Here is a 17,323-nt window from a genome sequence, read left to right as displayed (position 1 = left end):
ATAAATCTTGTAGAATAGCATAGTCCAAATTTATTTCAAATTTCTCTCTTTACAAATCTTTGCATAAGCTTCTTGAACCTTAAGAAATTTTTCATTAGCCTCTTTTTGCTTAACAGGCTCATTTGCAAATCTATCTGGATGACACTTCATAACCCACTTTTTATAAGCTTTCTTTACATCATCATTACTAGCATTATAATTTAATCCCAAGACCTCATAAGGATTAACAATTTTTATATTAATATTTTTATAAGTATCAGAATTTTCAAAATCAAGCTCAAGAAAAGAACTAACATAGCTAATAAATTTATTCCCTTCCGAATTCCCATATCTAGATAAATTATTAATCTCCTTCATAGTTGAAACAAGCCATACAAAAAGATCTTTATGTTGAAAATACCCAAGCTTCAATGTATATAATATTTTATCTGTGTTTCTGTTTTGAGTAATAGAAAAATGAAATATATTATAAAGCTCTGTTTTATACCTTTCAGATAAATTCAAAGAATTAATTATAAAGTTAATATAATTTAATTGCTCGCCTGTCATTGAACCTAAAATAGAAATCAATTTGGCTATTAATAAGAAAGATAATTTATAAAACTCAAATTCTCTTGACTTAGAATAAGAATAATCGCTTGCTGTATATATCTTAAATCCACCAAAAATGCTAGAGATTACAAAAAAAATAAAAAGCATAAAAAATATGCTTAAAATAAATGGACTAAAAATCAAAATAAATGGTAATAACAAAAACAAAATTTGAAACAAAATCAGACACCTAAAGAAACAAAAAGACAATCAAAATTAGGGCATACTAAAACAACTGATAAATTCTATTACTTCTTGCTTGATTCTTCTAAGCTCAGTATCAGATTTAGTCTTTAAAGCCCTAACAATCAAACTAGCAACTTTAATAGAATCATCTCTATTTAAACCTCTTGAAGTAATAGCAGCCGACCCAATTCGAATGCCAGAAGCTACAGAAGGACTCCTAGAATCAAAAGGAATAGCATTCTTATTAAGAGTAATATTGACATTTTCAAGAATACTCTCAGCATCAGCTCCTGTAATACCCACAATACCAAGATCAACTAAAAATAAATGATTATCGGTTCCACCACTAACTATTCTAAAACCCTCTGATATAAAATATTCAGCCATAGCCTTAGAATTTTTTATGACCTTAGAAATATAATCTTTAAAATTATCCTCTAAAGCCTCTCTAAAAGCAACCGCTTTACCTGCAATAACATGCACTAAAGGTCCACCTTGAGTTCCTGGAAAAACACAAGAATTAACAGCATTCTCCAATGTTCTCTCCCTATTATTATAATTAACTATTATATTAGACTCCTTACCTGCAAGAATTAATCCTCCTCTAGGTCCCCTTAAAGTCTTATGAGTAGTACTTGTAGTCAAATGTGCAACATCAATAGGAGAATTATGAAAACCTGTAGCAACAAGACCTGCAGTATGAGCAATATCACATAAAAGATAAGCTGAGACTTCATCAGCAATCTCACGAAATTTTTTAAAATCAACTTCCCTTGAATAAGAAGAAGCACCAGCAATTATTAAATTAGGACGACATTCCTTAGCTATTCTCATAACATCCTCATAATCAATTATTTCAGACTCTCTTGATACTCCATAAGAATATGAATCAAATAAAATTCCAGAAAAACTAACCTTGCTACCATGGCTTAAATGGCCACCATGAGCTAAATCCATTCCAAGAATTCTATCTCCAGGCTTAATAAGTGCCATTATAGCAGCCATATTGGCTTGAGAACCACTATGAGGTTGAACATTAGCATAAGTTGCATTAAAAAGCTCTTTTGCTCGTGATATAGCCAAATTCTCAATATCATCAACAAAACAACATCCTCCATAGTATCTTTTTGAAGGATAACCCTCAGCATATTTATTAGTTAAAATACTACCAACAGACTGTCTTACATCTAATGATACGAAATTTTCAGAAGCAATCAATTCAATATTTTCTATCTGTCTTTTATTTTCTTTTTCAATTAAGTCAAATAAAATTTTATCTATTATCAATGTTTTCCTCCAAAGTAATTCTATGGCTTAACGAATAACTATTATTTATCAAATTTTTATACTTAAAAAATACTAAATCTAAGTATTCATTAAACAACAAGTTATCATGATAATCTTCCTTATATCCATAGTGGATATAATTCTCTGACATATTCATAAAATAATTAGAAGTATCTTTAAATAATACTGCATTTACTATATCAAAATAAATAAATCCAACATACTCTAAAAAAAATTCACACCAAGTATGCTCTTGCAAATTAGAAGACTCGGGATTAAAATAAAATCCAACAGCGTTTCTTAAAGGTATATTGTTCCGCAAAAATAACAAATTTGTCAGTATAAGCAAATTATCAGCTGAAATCTTTCCTAATTTAATAGATTCATCTAAACTTAAATCATTATCTACAACGGTAAAATACAAAACTAAAGCATCAATAATAGCTTTTGCTAATTCATAAGCTGAATTATTATGTTTTATCTTGTTTATATGAACATCAATTGGACTTAAATCAAGCGAATCATAAGATAAATAACGATTTTTCTTATTTAAAACATAAGTTTTAAACTCATGCACATTACTATCAGCTTTTATTTTAACACTCTCCAAAGCTTTTTTATCAAAAATTTCTAAACCTAACCTATAAGTCTCAATTTCAAATTTTAAGTGGTACTTATTTGACTTTAAACTTTTAAAAAATAAGTTATTCGAATGCAACATAGTTCCATTATTATATAAAAACTTAATTTTTTGTCTTGCATTTTCAATTGGACCTAAATAAAAAAGATTAAAATTGATGTCATTCGATATCAAACTAGAATCTTTATCATTAGCATTAACACAATAAATTTCATGCAATATTTTAAAATTTTTATTTTTATTTTTATGTAAACTCCACTTAAAAAAATTTGGACTAAAATTAAAAGGAATCTTATTGCTTGCAATTCCATCAACTATCAAAAAGATATCACCATCAAAATGCAAAGTTTTTGGTGGAATAAATTTTATCTCCTCTTCACTTAAATTCAATATATCTTTAGTAAAGATTTTATAACGTCCATGCTTAGTTTCAATGAATATTTCAACAATATCAGAATCTAATACTAAATTTTTCACCTTTAATATTACAGGAATATTTGTTTTTAAGACCAAATTTGGGACATCAAAAAGAAAAGGTTTTTTATATTCCTCAAGTTTAATTGGAACTTGCCGACTAATTACAAGAAAAAGCTCATTACTAATTCCTTTATCATTCTTGATAAAAACAAGACCAGAATTTATTTCATCTGTAATTCTAAACATAATTTTCTCATCATGCCAGCTAACAATACTACTTTTCATTAAATAATGATCATTGATATTAATTTCTCCAACTTTATTTCCTAAATGATATCCTTTAATAACAAGTACATTTTCATGCGATGCAGGCATAGGTGATATTTCACAAATTATAGGTTTTAAGTAAAATAGAAATCCAGAAAAAACAAATAAGCTCAAAAAAATTAGAAAAACCAAAATTAAAAGCAAATACTTAAACTTTAATGATATTGCCAAAAGCTACCCTCTTTTTATCCTAGTACCATCTTCAGTATCAATTAATATAAGACCATTAGAATGGAAATACTGTCTAATTTCATCAGCACGCTTAAAGTCTTTTTTTAACTTAGCAAGTCGTCTCTCTTCTAGCAAAGAACTCATGAAATCATCAATATTTACCCTATCCCTCTCAATTTCTTCAAGCACTTTTTCCTTTAAATTAAGAGATAAAATCTCATCAAACTTAAACGCAAGTTTAAGTTTTGAAAGAGCAGACAAATTATCATCTCTAACAATATCCCATAGCAAAGCTAATGCCTGAGGAATATTTAAATCACAAGCTATTTTATTTAAAAAATTATTATAATATTTATTCTCTAAAACAGATTCAATATTTCCATAATTCTCACTAAGTAACGCTATGTTAAATTGATTTAACGAGGAATAAAAAGTGGTTAATTTATTAATCATATTTTCTCTAGCTACTTTGCAAGCTCTTAAATTATTTAATGTAAACTTAATCTGGGTTCTATAATGTGCTGTTAAACAAAAATATCTAAAATCTAAAGGAGAAAATCCATTGGCTTCTAAATCTTTAATGGTAATAAAATTATTATTTGATTTCGACATCTTCTCATTTTCTATAATTAAAAATTCACCATGAACAAATATGTCACACCACTTTTTATTCAAATAAGATTCAACAATTGCTATCTCATTGATGTGATGGACACCAATATGGTCAACTCCTCCCAAATGGATATCAAGATTACTATTAAAACACTCCAAATTCATCGCCGCACATTCTAAATGCCAACTTGGATAACCAAATCCCCAAGGTGAATCCCATTTCATTTCCTGATCTTTAAATTTTGAATTTGTAAACCACAAAACAAAATCAGATTTATCTTTTTTAAAATGATCTACCTCAACCCTGGAAACAGAGTAATGAACAGAATTATTCAAATTAATACCAGCCATCTGACCATAAGTCTTAAAATGAGAAGTATCAAAATAAACATTGCCATTCACAAAATAAGTAAATCCATTTTTCTCAAGAAACTTGACTACTTTTATCATGCTAAGAATATATTCACTTGCAACAAGAATCTTGTCGGGACGCAAAATATTTAATTTTTCACAGTCCTTAAAAAAAGCTTCTGTAAAAAATTTGCTTATTTCATAAACTGTAAGTCCCCTCTCTCTAGCAGCTTTAACAACTTTATCTTCTCCTTCATCAAAATCACCTGTTAAATGCCCAATATCAGTAATATTCATCGCATAACAAACATTATATTTTAACAACCTTAATGCTTTAATAAGCAGATCTTCAAAAATATATGTTCTAAGATTCCCTATATGAGCATAATTATAAACAGTAGGACCACAAGCATAAACCTTAGTATCACTAAAATTTTTTACCTCAGATAAACTCTTTGTTTTTGTATTATATAGCCTAAGAAGCATAGTTTTCATGAAAAATTAATTTTAGAGATCAAAAATATAAAAACTAAATTTTTGTATAATCTCTACAACATAACTTATTATAAAAGTGTATTATATTTAGAAAGATTTGACAAATTAATTAAAAAAATCTATAGAATCTATACGATTTGGATCAAGTTTGAAAAAAGCAAAAATACAATATAAAATAAAGCTTATGTTTCAAAACATATACAATTTTCTTAATAAGATTAATATTAAGCCTAAGAAAAAAAATCTTGCAAACTACACTACCTATAAAATAGGAGGGATTTCCAAATTATTCATATCACCTAAAACAATCAAAGATATAGAAGATATATTTAAAGTAGCAATAGAAGAAAAAGTTAAAATATTTGTTTTAGGAGGAGGTTCGAATCTATTAATCAATGATGAAGGAGAAATTGATTTTCCCATAATTTATACTGGAAACCTAAACAAAATTGAAGTTAAAAACCATCAAATTACTGCTGAATGTGGTGCAAATTTCGACGAACTATGTCATTTTGCAATGCAAAATGAACTAAGCGGCTTAGAGTTTACATATGGACTTCCTGGAACACTTGGAGGTGCAATTTGGATGAATGCTAGGTGTTTTGGTAGTGAAATATCTGAAATATTAGATAAGATTGTGTTTATAGATGAGACTGGAAAAACTATCTGCAAAAAATTTGAAAAAAATGAATTCTCATATAAAATATCTCCATTTCAAAACAAAAATATTATAATATTAAAAGCAACCCTAAATTTAATAAAAGGCAATAAAAAGCAAATTGAAAACATTATGAAACAAAATAAGCAAAAAAGAATTGATAAAGGTCACTATCTATTTCCAAGTAGTGGAAGTACATTTAAAAACAATAAAAAATTTTTAAAACCCACTGGAAAAATAATCGAAGAATGTAACTTGAAGGGACTAAAAATTGGAGGAGCATCAGTATCACAATACCATGGCAATTTTATTATTAATAATAATAATGCAAGCTCTAAAGATATCAAAACCTTAATTAAACGAGTAAAAACTGAAGTAAAAAAACAAACGAATTTTTTACTTGAAGAAGAAATTCTTTACATTGGATTTAATGACCTAAATTAAATTATAAATTTTAAAATTTATTACTAATATTTTCAATCATATCTCTCATATTAGCAATTTTTGCTCTATATTCATTAATTAACGCTAAATGTTCACGTAAGGGTTCTACGGCTTCTAAACTCATCTTAGAAAACTCAAACTCACCTAAATCACTATTTAAATTATTAAACTTTCCACTAACAGCAAAATAACTATTAAATATTTCCTTACACATATTTTTAGTATCTTTAATCTTAATATCGTGAGCTAAATATTTATTTTTAAACTCTTCAATTTCTTTTACATGCTTAGCAAGAGTAATATTAATTTTCTCATGCTGAACAGAATGATTATCAATATTATCCTGAATATCCATAAAATCTTTATAAATAGAATCAATCTCAGAGCTTATAACTGAAATAATATTATTTACTATCTTAAGTTCATCTTTAATAGTTGTTGAATACTTTCCAGAATTAATAGCAAGTTTTCTAATTTCCTCTGCAACAACAGCAAAACTCTTACCAGCATCTCCAGCCTTTGCTGCCTCAATAGCTGCATTCATTGCAAGCATATTAGTCTGAGCTGATATTAACACTAAAAGTTTATTTGCGCTTTGAAGATTATTAGCCTGAGATAAAAGCTCTGAAAAATTCTTATTAATACTTTTAAAAATAGAATTTAATTCAAGCACTTTATCCTTTACAGTATCAATGCTTGCAGAATTTGATGTAACAACTTTATCAAAAATTTCTAAATGTTTATCTATTCCATAAAAAGCAATGGCATTTTCTTCAAACTTAGTAGCAATATCTAATATATTTTTATTATGTTCACTAATTGGTCCAGATATTGATTCAAAATCTTTTAAAACATTCATAATTGATTTTTCAAACTTAGAACAAGCATCACCTATTTTATCGTAAGTAGCAAGACTATTATTAACTTTATCTATAACCTCTTCTGGTATGCTTATCTCAGCTAAACACTTACTTAAGTTTTGTACATAGACCTTTACACTATTGATAGTATCAGCAGATTTTATATAAAGACTATCAAATTCAGCACTAATGTAGGAAAAAATAAAAGATTTATATTTAACTTCTAAAACAGGATCAAGATTAAATATATCTTCTTTTGCCTTCTTATACTTAATCAGCATTTTAAAATCTCTAATACAGTGAACAATAAGTTCATTGCAAAGATAAAATATCACTAAAAAAGAAAAAATTATAAACCCTAGAAAAAATATTGCATTTGATTGGAATCTAAGGGGAAGATAATCTTTATTAAAGATAATACCTTGAAATCCATTTTGATCAATCTGAGCACTACTTAAAATATAATATTTTTTATTATGTTCAAAAGTATAATTAAAAATATTAGGATTATCTTTAACATGCCTTACAACACTGCTTAAAACACTATTTGTATAGTTTATAGCAAAATTATTAATGTTTAAATCATTCAAACTTAAAAATAAAGGCTTAAACTCTCTATCAACCAAAAAAAACTCATAATTTTTATTATTAGATTTAAAATAAGAATTAAACTGATTTGCAATATTAATAAACAAGTCATCAAAATAAACAACAAAACAGATTACACCTTTTACTGACAAGATATCATTCACAACAGGCATACTGACAACAGAATAGAGCTTATTTTCTATTCTTTTATAATTTGAATAATACACAACATGATTATTTGCAGGAACAGAGTAAATTGGATCCTCAATAATGTTATTTATACCTAGAAACGAAAAGTCTTTATTTGAAATTAAAACATTTTGCCCAGTAGGAATGTAAAAAATACCTTCTAAAGAATTTTCTACAAAATACATACGAATATGCTTAAAAACTTTACTTACCTCATTAAATCCCTTAGAATTTAAAAACAAATTAACACTTATCTTCAAGTCACGCATGGATTCTAAATTAACACTTGCAATAAAGCTATTTGAAACCTTATTTAAGGTATTTAAAACCTCACCATCTCTAACAAGCTCTCTTAAAATACTAACAGCATTATTATATTTACTCTTAATCTGCAAAGCCACATTATTTGAAAATAATTTAAAATCAGATTCGATACGTTCTAAATATTTGTCTTTATAGTTTAAATAAGCTTGACCTAAAAATAATATACTAAAGCAAATAAAAACAAAAAGTACGAAATATAAAAAAAACTTCATATTTTTTAATTTAACATTTACCAAATCATCATTCATACAAAAATTTCTCCAAAATCAAATCAATAAAAGCAAAATTTTTAAGCCGTATTACATTATTATATAGATAGATCGTTAATAAAAATATGCATTTTAATATTCCAATATATGTATATAATTATATAATAAAACATATATAATACTAGTTAGTTGTAACATTTTATAAAAAGTTTTGTGAGGCTTCAAGTGAAAAAAAATCATTCTAGTTCTAGTCTTTTTTTTAAATTTAATATTCTTATTGTAGTCTATACAATTATTATTGGTATGAGTATTTCCATCCTATTAAATAACGGATATAAGAAAATAATAACAAAAGAACTTCAAAGTTTTACAAAATTCGTTAATAATATCATGACAAAAAGCTTTTCTAGAGATACAAGAAACATGTTAATCGCTATTGATGATTTTATAAAAAATCACAACCAAAAGATTAGAACACAACAAAACACAAGCTTAACAAATATAATATCTATCGATCATTTAAATGCTTTCCCATCATACATAAAAATTATAGAGTATACAAATAAAAACGGAAAAATATTATATTCAAGTAATGATAAAAGATTAAATACTTACATAGATTTAAAAAAAATTAAAGCAATTAATAATGAAAACAATTATAGTACATTCACACTAAGTCAAGATTTAACAATAATAAATAATAAATCCTATATACCAATGTTTTATAAAGTTCCTCAACAAATACAAGATAATTTAAATAATGAAAATATCATAGTGAAAAAAGATCTTATCATAAATAGCGATGGATATATGATATTATATGTAGACATATTAGAACATATAAGGCAACTAAGAAAAAATATATTTATGCTATTAGAAAGATCTTTAATAGGAAAAGGGGGAGGTCATTATGCAAGTTCTCACTACTTTAAAATATATGCAATCAACAATCAAGGAGACATCTTTGGTGAACAAAATGAAGAAACACTTAAACCTATAAAATTATCAATAAATAGCCTATTTAAAAACAATATAAAAATAACAACCCCATTGCTGACTGCAATAAATGACAAAAAAAGTAATTATAATATTAGCTACAATAATAATATTATTTCCATAGCAAGGCTTATATCTTCATCTTGGTATTTAGCAATACAAATGAACTATGATAATATATTTTCAAATGAGCTTAATAGTATCAAATTGATAACAATAACAATAATAATCCTCCTTATAATAATATTTATATTAATAATGATAATAACAATTAAAAAATTAATCATATCAAAAATAGAAAAGCTTAATGAAGTTATTCCAAAAGTAAAAGAAGGAGACTTGACCATAAAAATTGAATCACAAGGAAAAGACTCAATAAGTGCTACAATAAATTATTTTGGATATTTTATTGAAAACCTAAAAAATGTAATAAACTCACTACAAGGCAGGGTAAAACTACTAAAAGATAATGGGGACATACTCTTTAATGAAATAAACAAAGCTTATGACACAATAACAAACTCAAATAAATATATAGAAAAAACACAAGGAGAAGTAGAAAAGCAAGTCGAATTTATTTCAAATACAACAAACACAATAGAAAATTTATCTAAAAACATCACATCACTTGACAATTCAATTGAAACTCAAGCTGCAAGCGTTGAAGAATCATCCTCAGCTATTGAAGAAATGATAGGCAGCATACAATCAGTAACAGAAATAACACAAAAAGCTGCAAAAAGTACAGAAGAGCTTAAAATGTTTTCTGATGATGGTAGAAAAAAACAAGAAGAAATTATAATGCAAATTAAAGAAATTTATAAAAATTCAACAAGACTTCAAGAAGCCAATTCATTAATATCATCTATTGCCAGCCAAACCAATTTACTATCAATGAATGCTGCTATTGAGGCATCTCATGCTGGAGAAGCGGGAAAAGGTTTTGCAATCGTTGCAGAAGAAATTAAAGATCTTGCAGAACAAGCTACTTCACAATCAGAATCGGTTGCAGCATCAATAAATGAAATAATGGAATCAATCAATCAAACAGTAAAAACTTCAGAATTAACAAACAAAGCCTTCAATCAAATATTCAATTCAATCAATCTAGTAGTTCAAGTTATAGAAGAAATAAATCATACTATGCAAGAACAATCAATTGGAAGTCAAGAAATTTTAAAAGCTTTAAACACAATGAGAGAAATAACATATGAAGTAAAAATAGGTTCAAATGAAATATTTAGAGGCAACAAAGAAATAATAAATACAGTTTCTTTCCTAGAAGAAATTAACATAACAGTTTCAAACTCAATGAAAGGATTAAAAGAAGAAATCAAGAAACTAATAGAAACAGTTGAAAGTATAAAGGCTTTTGGAACAACAAACTCAAATCACATTACAGAAATTAATATAAATACAAATCAGTTTAAAACAAAATAGCTCAAGTAAAGGCAACGCTCATGAATAACAATACATTTTACATCACAGATAAATATTTGAAAACACCTTTAATGCTCTTTCCAATTTTTGCTTATACAAAAAATTTCTTAGAAGGAATTGTCATATCAATTTGGATTTCATTGTGCATTTTACTTCCAGCAATAATTATTAAAAAAGTGAAATTAAAAAATCAAATATTAATGATTTATTTGCTAGTAATAGGAATATTTATTAGTTTAACTTATTTATTTATGTATTATGTAACCCCTATCCTTTATGAGAATTTAAGATTTTCAATCCCTATTTTAATAGTCATAATAGTATCATTTCACAAAAACGAACCTTTTAAAAATTTACAAGATCAATCAAGTATATTAAAATACTCAAAATTACCAATAATAACATTCATATCGCTAAGCACAATAATTTCACTCTTTAGAGAAATACTTAGTACTGGTGAATTACAGTTTTTGATTTTCAAATTAACGATAATTAAAGATAGCAATATAACAAAAACACCAGCTTATAGTTCAAATGTTTTCTTAGTAGCATCTTTAATATTCCTCTTTATTAATATATTGATAAACATTAAAGGAACAAAAAATGATCAGTGAAATAAAAAAAGATTTAGAAAATAAAATTAGTAATACAATAAAGAAACTTGCACTCAAACAAAACATTAAATTAGAAAAAATAAATGTAATAATGCAAAAACCGCCAAAAAGTGAACTGGGAGATTTATCAATATTAATATTTGAATTTAGTAAAATATTAGGACTTAGTACATCAGTGATTACTGAAGAGATAACAAAAGATCTTAGAAATAAATATGAAACTAAGTCAATGGGACCTTATTTAAATATCAAATTTAACAAAATAGAATATATAAAAAAGACAATCATAAAAGTCAATGAAAAGCAAGATAAATATGGAACAAATAATTTACTTAAAAATAAAAGAATAATAATAGAATTTTCATCACCAAATACAAACAAGCCATTGCATATAGGACACCTTAGAAATGACATTATTGGAGAAAGTTTATCAAGAATATTAAAAGCTACTGGCGGACAGGTAACAAAAATCAATATGATAAACGATAGAGGCACACATATCTGCAAGTCCATGCTCGCTTACCAAAAATTTGGTAATAACATAACTCCTGAAATTTCCAATAAAAAGGGAGATCATTTAATCGGTGATTTCTATGTAAAATACAATGAATATGCTAAAACCAATAACAAAGCAGAAGAAGAAATACAACAGTTGCTATGTAAATGGGAAACAAAAGATGAAGATACTGTCCAACTTTGGCAAAAACTAAATAAATGGGCAATTGAAGGAATCAATGAAACCTATAAACTTACAAATATCACATTCGATAAAATTTATCTTGAAAGCGAAATATTTAAGATTGGACGAGAAATTGTACTAAAAGGCTTAGAAAAAGGTTTATGCTATAAAAGAGAAGATGGAGCAATATGTATAGATATACCTACGGAAAAAGATGAAATGAACAATCAAAAATTTAAACAAAAGGTACTCTTAAGAGCAAACGGAACATCTATCTATTTGACCCAAGATTTAGGAAATATAGTAATTAGAAAAAATGAATTTAATTTCGATGAAATGATCTATGTAGTTGGCAGTGAACAAATTCACCATTTTAAAAATTTATTTTTAATTGCAGATAAATTAGGCATTATAAAAGAAAATAATCTAATGCATTTATCATATGGAATGGTCAATCTCCCTGAAGGCAAAATGAAATCAAGAGAAGGTAATGTAATTGATGCTGATAATCTAATTTATGATCTAATGGAATTAACTATTTTAGAAATAAAAAAAAGACATTTAGATGAAAAAGATTATCAAAACACTGCATTAAACATATCATTAGGAGCTATTCATTACTATCTATTAAAAACAGCAATACATAAAGACATATTATTCCACAAAGAAGAAAGTTTATCATTTACTGGAAACTCAGGTCCCTACATTCAGTATGTAGGAGCAAGGATTAATAGTATTCTTGAAAAATGCACAGAATTAAACTTACCGTCTAAAGAAAATATTCATTTTGAAGTTTTAGCAAATGAAAAAGAATGGGAAATAGTCAAGATTATATCTGAATTTGAAGAACACATAATTAAAGCCTCAAAAGATCTTAATCCTTCAATAATAGCTAACTATTCTTACTCACTTGCAAAAAGCTTTAGTATATATTATCAAGACATAAAAATCATAGATGAAAATAACCTTGAACTTACAAATGCAAGAATTCACTTATCAAAAGCTGTACTACAAACAATAAAAAACTGTATGAATTTACTTAATATCCCCTATATGAAAAAAATGTAACTCTATATATTTTTAAGCTCATATCAAACACAATGATCATAGTTTTTTCCAAAAGCATCAAACTTATTTTAAGCATCACAATCTTTATTAAACAATGTCATTATCTTGTTATTATATTTCTCAAATATATAATACCTTTTAAGCTTAAGAGTATTTGTAAGTTCTTCCCCAACAACAAAAGTATCTTTTAACAAAATAAACTTAACAATTCTCTCAAAATTTTTAAATCCAGATTTAGAGCTAACTATATCTGAAATACATTTAGAATAAAGATTATTAACAGATTTATTAGATAATAAATCATCATGAGAAGAAAATGATATTCCATTGGAATTAGCCCATTGTTCAAGATTTTCAAAATTAGGTAAAATCACAGCTCCTAAAAATTTCTGATCTTGACCAACAACCATAACATTATTAATAAATAAAGACTTTGATAAAGCTCTCTCAATAGGTTCAGGTTCAACATTCTCACCACTCTTTAAAACAATTGTATCTTTACTTCTGCCAACAATTGAAATTTCACCGTACATTGTTGCATAAACTAAATCACCTGTCTTCAACCAACCATCCTTTGTTAAAACCTCAGAAGTCATAGTTTCATCTTTAAAATAACCACTCATAACCTGAGGAGATCTTATCCAAAGTTCCCCCTTCTCACCAAAGGATAAATCATTCCCATCACTATCAACTATCCTATATTCAACATCTGGAAATAAAGGTCCGACAGTTTTTGCAACAGGACACTTAAGACGTCTCACGCTTAAAATTGGACCTGTCTCTGTAAGACCATAACCCTCAAGAACTACAATACCTACGGCCTTAAAAAAATAATCAACATACTCTAATAAAGCTCCCCCACCAGAAACACCAAATTCAAATCTTTTTCCAAGTGCTTTTTTGATCTTTTTAAAAATCAAAACATCTCCTAATAATTTAAAAGGAAAAATTAAAATCAATCCAAAAAGACAAATAAACTTAACAAATAATAAAACAAAAGAATTTTGATTCTTATAAACAGGAACAAGTCCTAAAAGTCTCTCCTTAAGCTTTACATAAAAAGTTCCAGTTTTTAAAAAGAAATTAAATAAAAATTTTTTAAAAAAAGACTCCGATACTTTTTTAATAATACCAAGCCTTATTGCCTCCCAAATCCTTGGAACAGAAATAATTGCATGAGGATTTAGAGTTGCAAAATCTTTAAGCAAAATAGGTCCAATAGGTTTTGAATAAGCGATAGATATACCATGAAGAGTAACTATATATTCACAAGCCCTCTCAAATGAATGCCAAAGAGGAAGAACAGACATCATTATCTTTCCTGGCAAAAGCATTGGTAAATAATCATAAACTCTATCTAGTTGAAAGATAAAAGATTCATGGCGCAATACAACACCCTTTGGCAATCCTGTTGTTCCTGAAGTATATATTATAGTTGCAATATCTTTACTAGAACCTTTCTTAAGCTCAGCCTCAAACATACTAGGATTATCTTTCAAGAAATCATAACCTATATTTAATAATTTTTTATAAGACATTATTGTAATATTTTCTAACTTATCCTCATAAAGCCCATCATCCTCAATTACAATGATATACTTAACAAATTTAAGCTCATGTTTATTAGCAATAACTTTTTTAAGCTGTTTATCATTTTCTACAAAAATAAAAATAGATTCAGAATGATTAATAATATAGGCTATCTCATCTTCAGATGAATCGTTACCCTTTGGAACATCAATACCTCCTAAGCTCATAACAGCCACATCAATAATTACCCACTCTCTTCTTGAATCAGAAATAATAGCTACTTTATCTCCTTTTTTAATTCCATAATGTAAAAGCCCAGAACCTACACTCTTAACTTCATTCCAAAAACTAGAATATGTCTGTTTCTTAAAATCCTTAGATTCACCTTCTCTATAAATAAAAATATCAAGATCACTATAAAGTTTAACAGCTTCATTAAAACGTCTTGGTATGGTATCCAACATAAAATCCTCCTTAATTAATTTGATAAAAAGAGCAAAAAACTAACAAAAATATTATAAAAACTATGAAAAAAAATTGAATAATATATATTCTTATAAACTAAATATATATAAGACAAAATTCCTCCAGCAACGAATGTAACTAAACATCCAATAAACCCATAATACAAATGTCCATAAGCAAAAATCACACTACTAAGAAAAGATGCAATTAACGAGGCAATGCCTACCTGCCTAAGCTTGGTAATAACAAAAGCTCTAAAAAACAATTCTTCAACCCCGCCTGCAAAAAGCGAAGTAATAACCATTAAAAAAAGCGCTCTCCTACTGCTTATATTCCATACAAACTTTGGTTTAAATGCTTCCTCTCCTTCCCAAAATTGAAATGCTTCTGGAAAAAAATAAAAAAGCAAAAGATAAACAATAATTAATGGGACAAAAAGCCAAATAAGGATTTTAACAAAAATTAAAAATGATTGCCAAATAAAAATGGGCTTAAACTTCGGAATAAAAAACTCATCCCTAAAATTGTAAGAACTTGTTAATCTAGAAAAATGCAAAATGAAAATAATTAAAAATGTACTACATATCCAATAGTAATAATGGTTTTCACTAACATTCCAAAGGTCAACACTTAGCTTACTAACAGAAATTAAACGAGTAACTATAAAATGAGCTAAAATAAGCTCTAAAAAAGCATATTTTACAGAATATTTACCGTTGTTTAATAATATCATAGTAAATTATAGATATATAAATATCATATTGTCAAACTGTATAATAAGTAATTTAAAAATAAACTAATATAGTCTTGATATTTTTTAAAAATAAATAAATAAATAAATTTATTTATTTATTTATTTATTTTTAAAAGAGAATCCCAATGATTTTATTATTTATCATAAGTTCATTAAATTTATTAACAAGGTACTATTTAAGATTACATTCAATATATTTAAATATAATTTTAATATTAATCTTTTTAATCAAAAAAAACATCCATCTAACACTAACATTCATAATTAGTACAAGTATTCTAATAATCTTTGAAATTAGCCTAAATTTTACAAGACTTGAGGATAATTTTCATCAAATAACAAAAATTATATATCTTACAAAATCTTCAAATACTAAGGTTGAATCAATAGATGGATTTGGTAAAAAACATCAATTTATATTTAAAAATATTAAAGACAAATATAAAATCAGAGACATAGTAAAAATCCAAAACAATCAAATTCAATTAATTAAAAGACCACTATTGGTAAAGATAAAAGAAAAGTATAATAGAGTACTAAATCAGTTTTTAAATAAAACCAGTACTCAATATTGTCACTTTTCCAAAGCTATCTTAACAAATAATAAATTAGAAATAACCAAATATGAGAATAACTTATTTCAAAAAGCAGGTATATCACACATATTAGTAGTATCTGGGTTGCATTTTTACCTAATTTATATCATTTTCTTTTATTTACTATATATAATCAAAAATGAAAAATTAAAATATTTAATTTTAAGCATAATATTATTCAATTATCTAATCCTAACAGACTTTTCACCATCTGCACTAAGAGCATTCATAATGATAGAAACACTTATAATCTATAAACTAACATACGGAAAAATTAATCTAATTAATACATTATCAATTAGCTTTATACTAAATTCTATTATTTTACCACATACACTAAATTCAATAAGTTTTAAATTATCCTATCTTGCAGTACTTGGGATAGCAATCTCTCTTGCTATTAAGCAAAGATATCAGTTAAATAACATTACTTCTGCAATTTTGACAACCTTTATAATTCAAATTATAACAGCTCCTATTCTTTTCACTAATAATCTTGATCTTCAACCAATTTCAATAATATCAAACCTAATAGTTACTCCGATTATACTATTATTTTTATTAATACAAATATCAAGTTTAGGAGCTTATTTAATAAATACAAATCTGTTTTTAGTATTTGATCTAATAAACATCTATATATTCAAGGCAATAAAAGATACAGCCACTCTCTTTAGCAAATTTCCAATAATTCAAAATCACAATATAGGAATATTCTTGGGTTTAAGTATTTTAACGATATTTTACATAATCTACAAATTAGAGAAAGAAAGAAATATTAAAACCAAAGTTTAAAACACTCAAGATATCAATATGCTATTATTTTAATATC

General features: G+C 26.2%; 12 protein-coding genes. 5 read left to right on the top strand and 7 right to left on the bottom strand.

All coding sequences use genetic code 11. The features are described 5' to 3' along the window. Positions 1-30: 30 nt before the first annotated feature. The 4 genes from K5563_RS02975 to K5563_RS02960 are packed head-to-tail and all read right to left on the bottom strand — an operon-like array spanning position 31 to position 5,068. The gene (locus K5563_RS02975) at positions 31-777 is read right to left on the bottom strand and encodes a J domain-containing protein (RefSeq protein ID WP_221037758.1); all 747 of its coding nucleotides are present in this window, start codon (positions 775-777) and stop codon (positions 31-33) included. Positions 778-807: 30 nt separating this feature from the next. Continuing rightward, positions 808-2,061 (bottom strand): serine hydroxymethyltransferase, encoded by a 1,254-nt coding sequence (gene glyA / locus K5563_RS02970; RefSeq protein WP_221037757.1) that lies wholly within the window; start codon positions 2,059-2,061, stop codon positions 808-810. Then, the gene (locus K5563_RS02965; protein WP_221037509.1) at positions 2,051-3,619 is read right to left on the bottom strand and encodes a DNA-binding protein; all 1,569 of its coding nucleotides are present in this window, start codon (positions 3,617-3,619) and stop codon (positions 2,051-2,053) included. The genes glyA and K5563_RS02965 overlap by 11 nt, the downstream gene beginning before the upstream one ends. Before the next feature lie 3 nt (positions 3,620-3,622). Next, positions 3,623-5,068, bottom strand: a complete 1,446-nt coding sequence (locus tag K5563_RS02960) for a cysteine--tRNA ligase (protein WP_221037508.1) — start codon at positions 5,066-5,068, stop codon at positions 3,623-3,625. Between the two features lie 193 nt (positions 5,069-5,261). On the opposite strand from K5563_RS02960, the gene murB reads away from it, so the two are divergent. Then, entirely contained in the window at positions 5,262-6,179 is a 918-nt protein-coding gene (murB, locus tag K5563_RS02955) for a UDP-N-acetylmuramate dehydrogenase (protein ID WP_221037507.1), read from the top strand. Between the two features lie 10 nt (positions 6,180-6,189). Here the strand turns inward: murB and K5563_RS02950 are convergent, their stop codons facing one another. Continuing rightward, positions 6,190-8,388, bottom strand: coding sequence for a methyl-accepting chemotaxis protein (locus K5563_RS02950; protein ID WP_221037506.1), 2,199 nt, complete (start codon positions 8,386-8,388; stop codon positions 6,190-6,192). Positions 8,389-8,574: 186 nt separating this feature from the next. On the opposite strand from K5563_RS02950, the gene K5563_RS02945 reads away from it, so the two are divergent. Genes K5563_RS02945 through argS form a run of 3 tightly spaced genes read left to right on the top strand, consistent with a single transcriptional unit; the run spans position 8,575 to position 13,146 of the window. Continuing rightward, positions 8,575-10,785: a methyl-accepting chemotaxis protein gene (locus tag K5563_RS02945; RefSeq protein WP_221037505.1), complete on the top strand. Its 2,211-nt coding sequence runs from the start codon at positions 8,575-8,577 to the stop codon at positions 10,783-10,785. Between the two features lie 20 nt (positions 10,786-10,805). Further along, positions 10,806-11,399, top strand: coding sequence for a hypothetical protein (locus K5563_RS02940; RefSeq protein WP_221037504.1), 594 nt, complete (start codon positions 10,806-10,808; stop codon positions 11,397-11,399). Continuing rightward, positions 11,389-13,146: an arginine--tRNA ligase gene (gene argS, locus K5563_RS02935; protein ID WP_221037503.1), complete on the top strand. Its 1,758-nt coding sequence runs from the start codon at positions 11,389-11,391 to the stop codon at positions 13,144-13,146. Before K5563_RS02940 ends, argS begins: the two co-directional genes overlap by 11 nt. A gap of 68 nt (positions 13,147-13,214) precedes the next feature. Here the strand turns inward: argS and K5563_RS02930 are convergent, their stop codons facing one another. Together K5563_RS02930 and K5563_RS02925 are read right to left on the bottom strand one after the other, a co-directional pair. After that, positions 13,215-15,140, bottom strand: a complete 1,926-nt coding sequence (locus K5563_RS02930; RefSeq protein ID WP_221037502.1) for an AMP-binding protein — start codon at positions 15,138-15,140, stop codon at positions 13,215-13,217. A gap of 14 nt (positions 15,141-15,154) precedes the next feature. Further along, positions 15,155-15,874, bottom strand: a complete 720-nt coding sequence (locus K5563_RS02925; protein WP_221037501.1) for a CPBP family intramembrane glutamic endopeptidase — start codon at positions 15,872-15,874, stop codon at positions 15,155-15,157. A gap of 146 nt (positions 15,875-16,020) precedes the next feature. Here K5563_RS02925 and K5563_RS02920 point away from each other — a divergent pair, with 146 nt between their 5' ends. Continuing rightward, positions 16,021-17,286, top strand: a complete 1,266-nt coding sequence (locus K5563_RS02920) for a ComEC/Rec2 family competence protein (RefSeq protein WP_221037500.1) — start codon at positions 16,021-16,023, stop codon at positions 17,284-17,286. Positions 17,287-17,323: the final 37 nt, after the last annotated feature.

This window comes from Borrelia sp. HM, from assembly GCF_019669085.1.
In the GTDB taxonomy this organism is placed as follows: domain Bacteria; phylum Spirochaetota; class Spirochaetia; order Borreliales; family Borreliaceae; genus Borrelia.
This window is presented reverse-complemented; position numbering and strand designations above follow the sequence as displayed.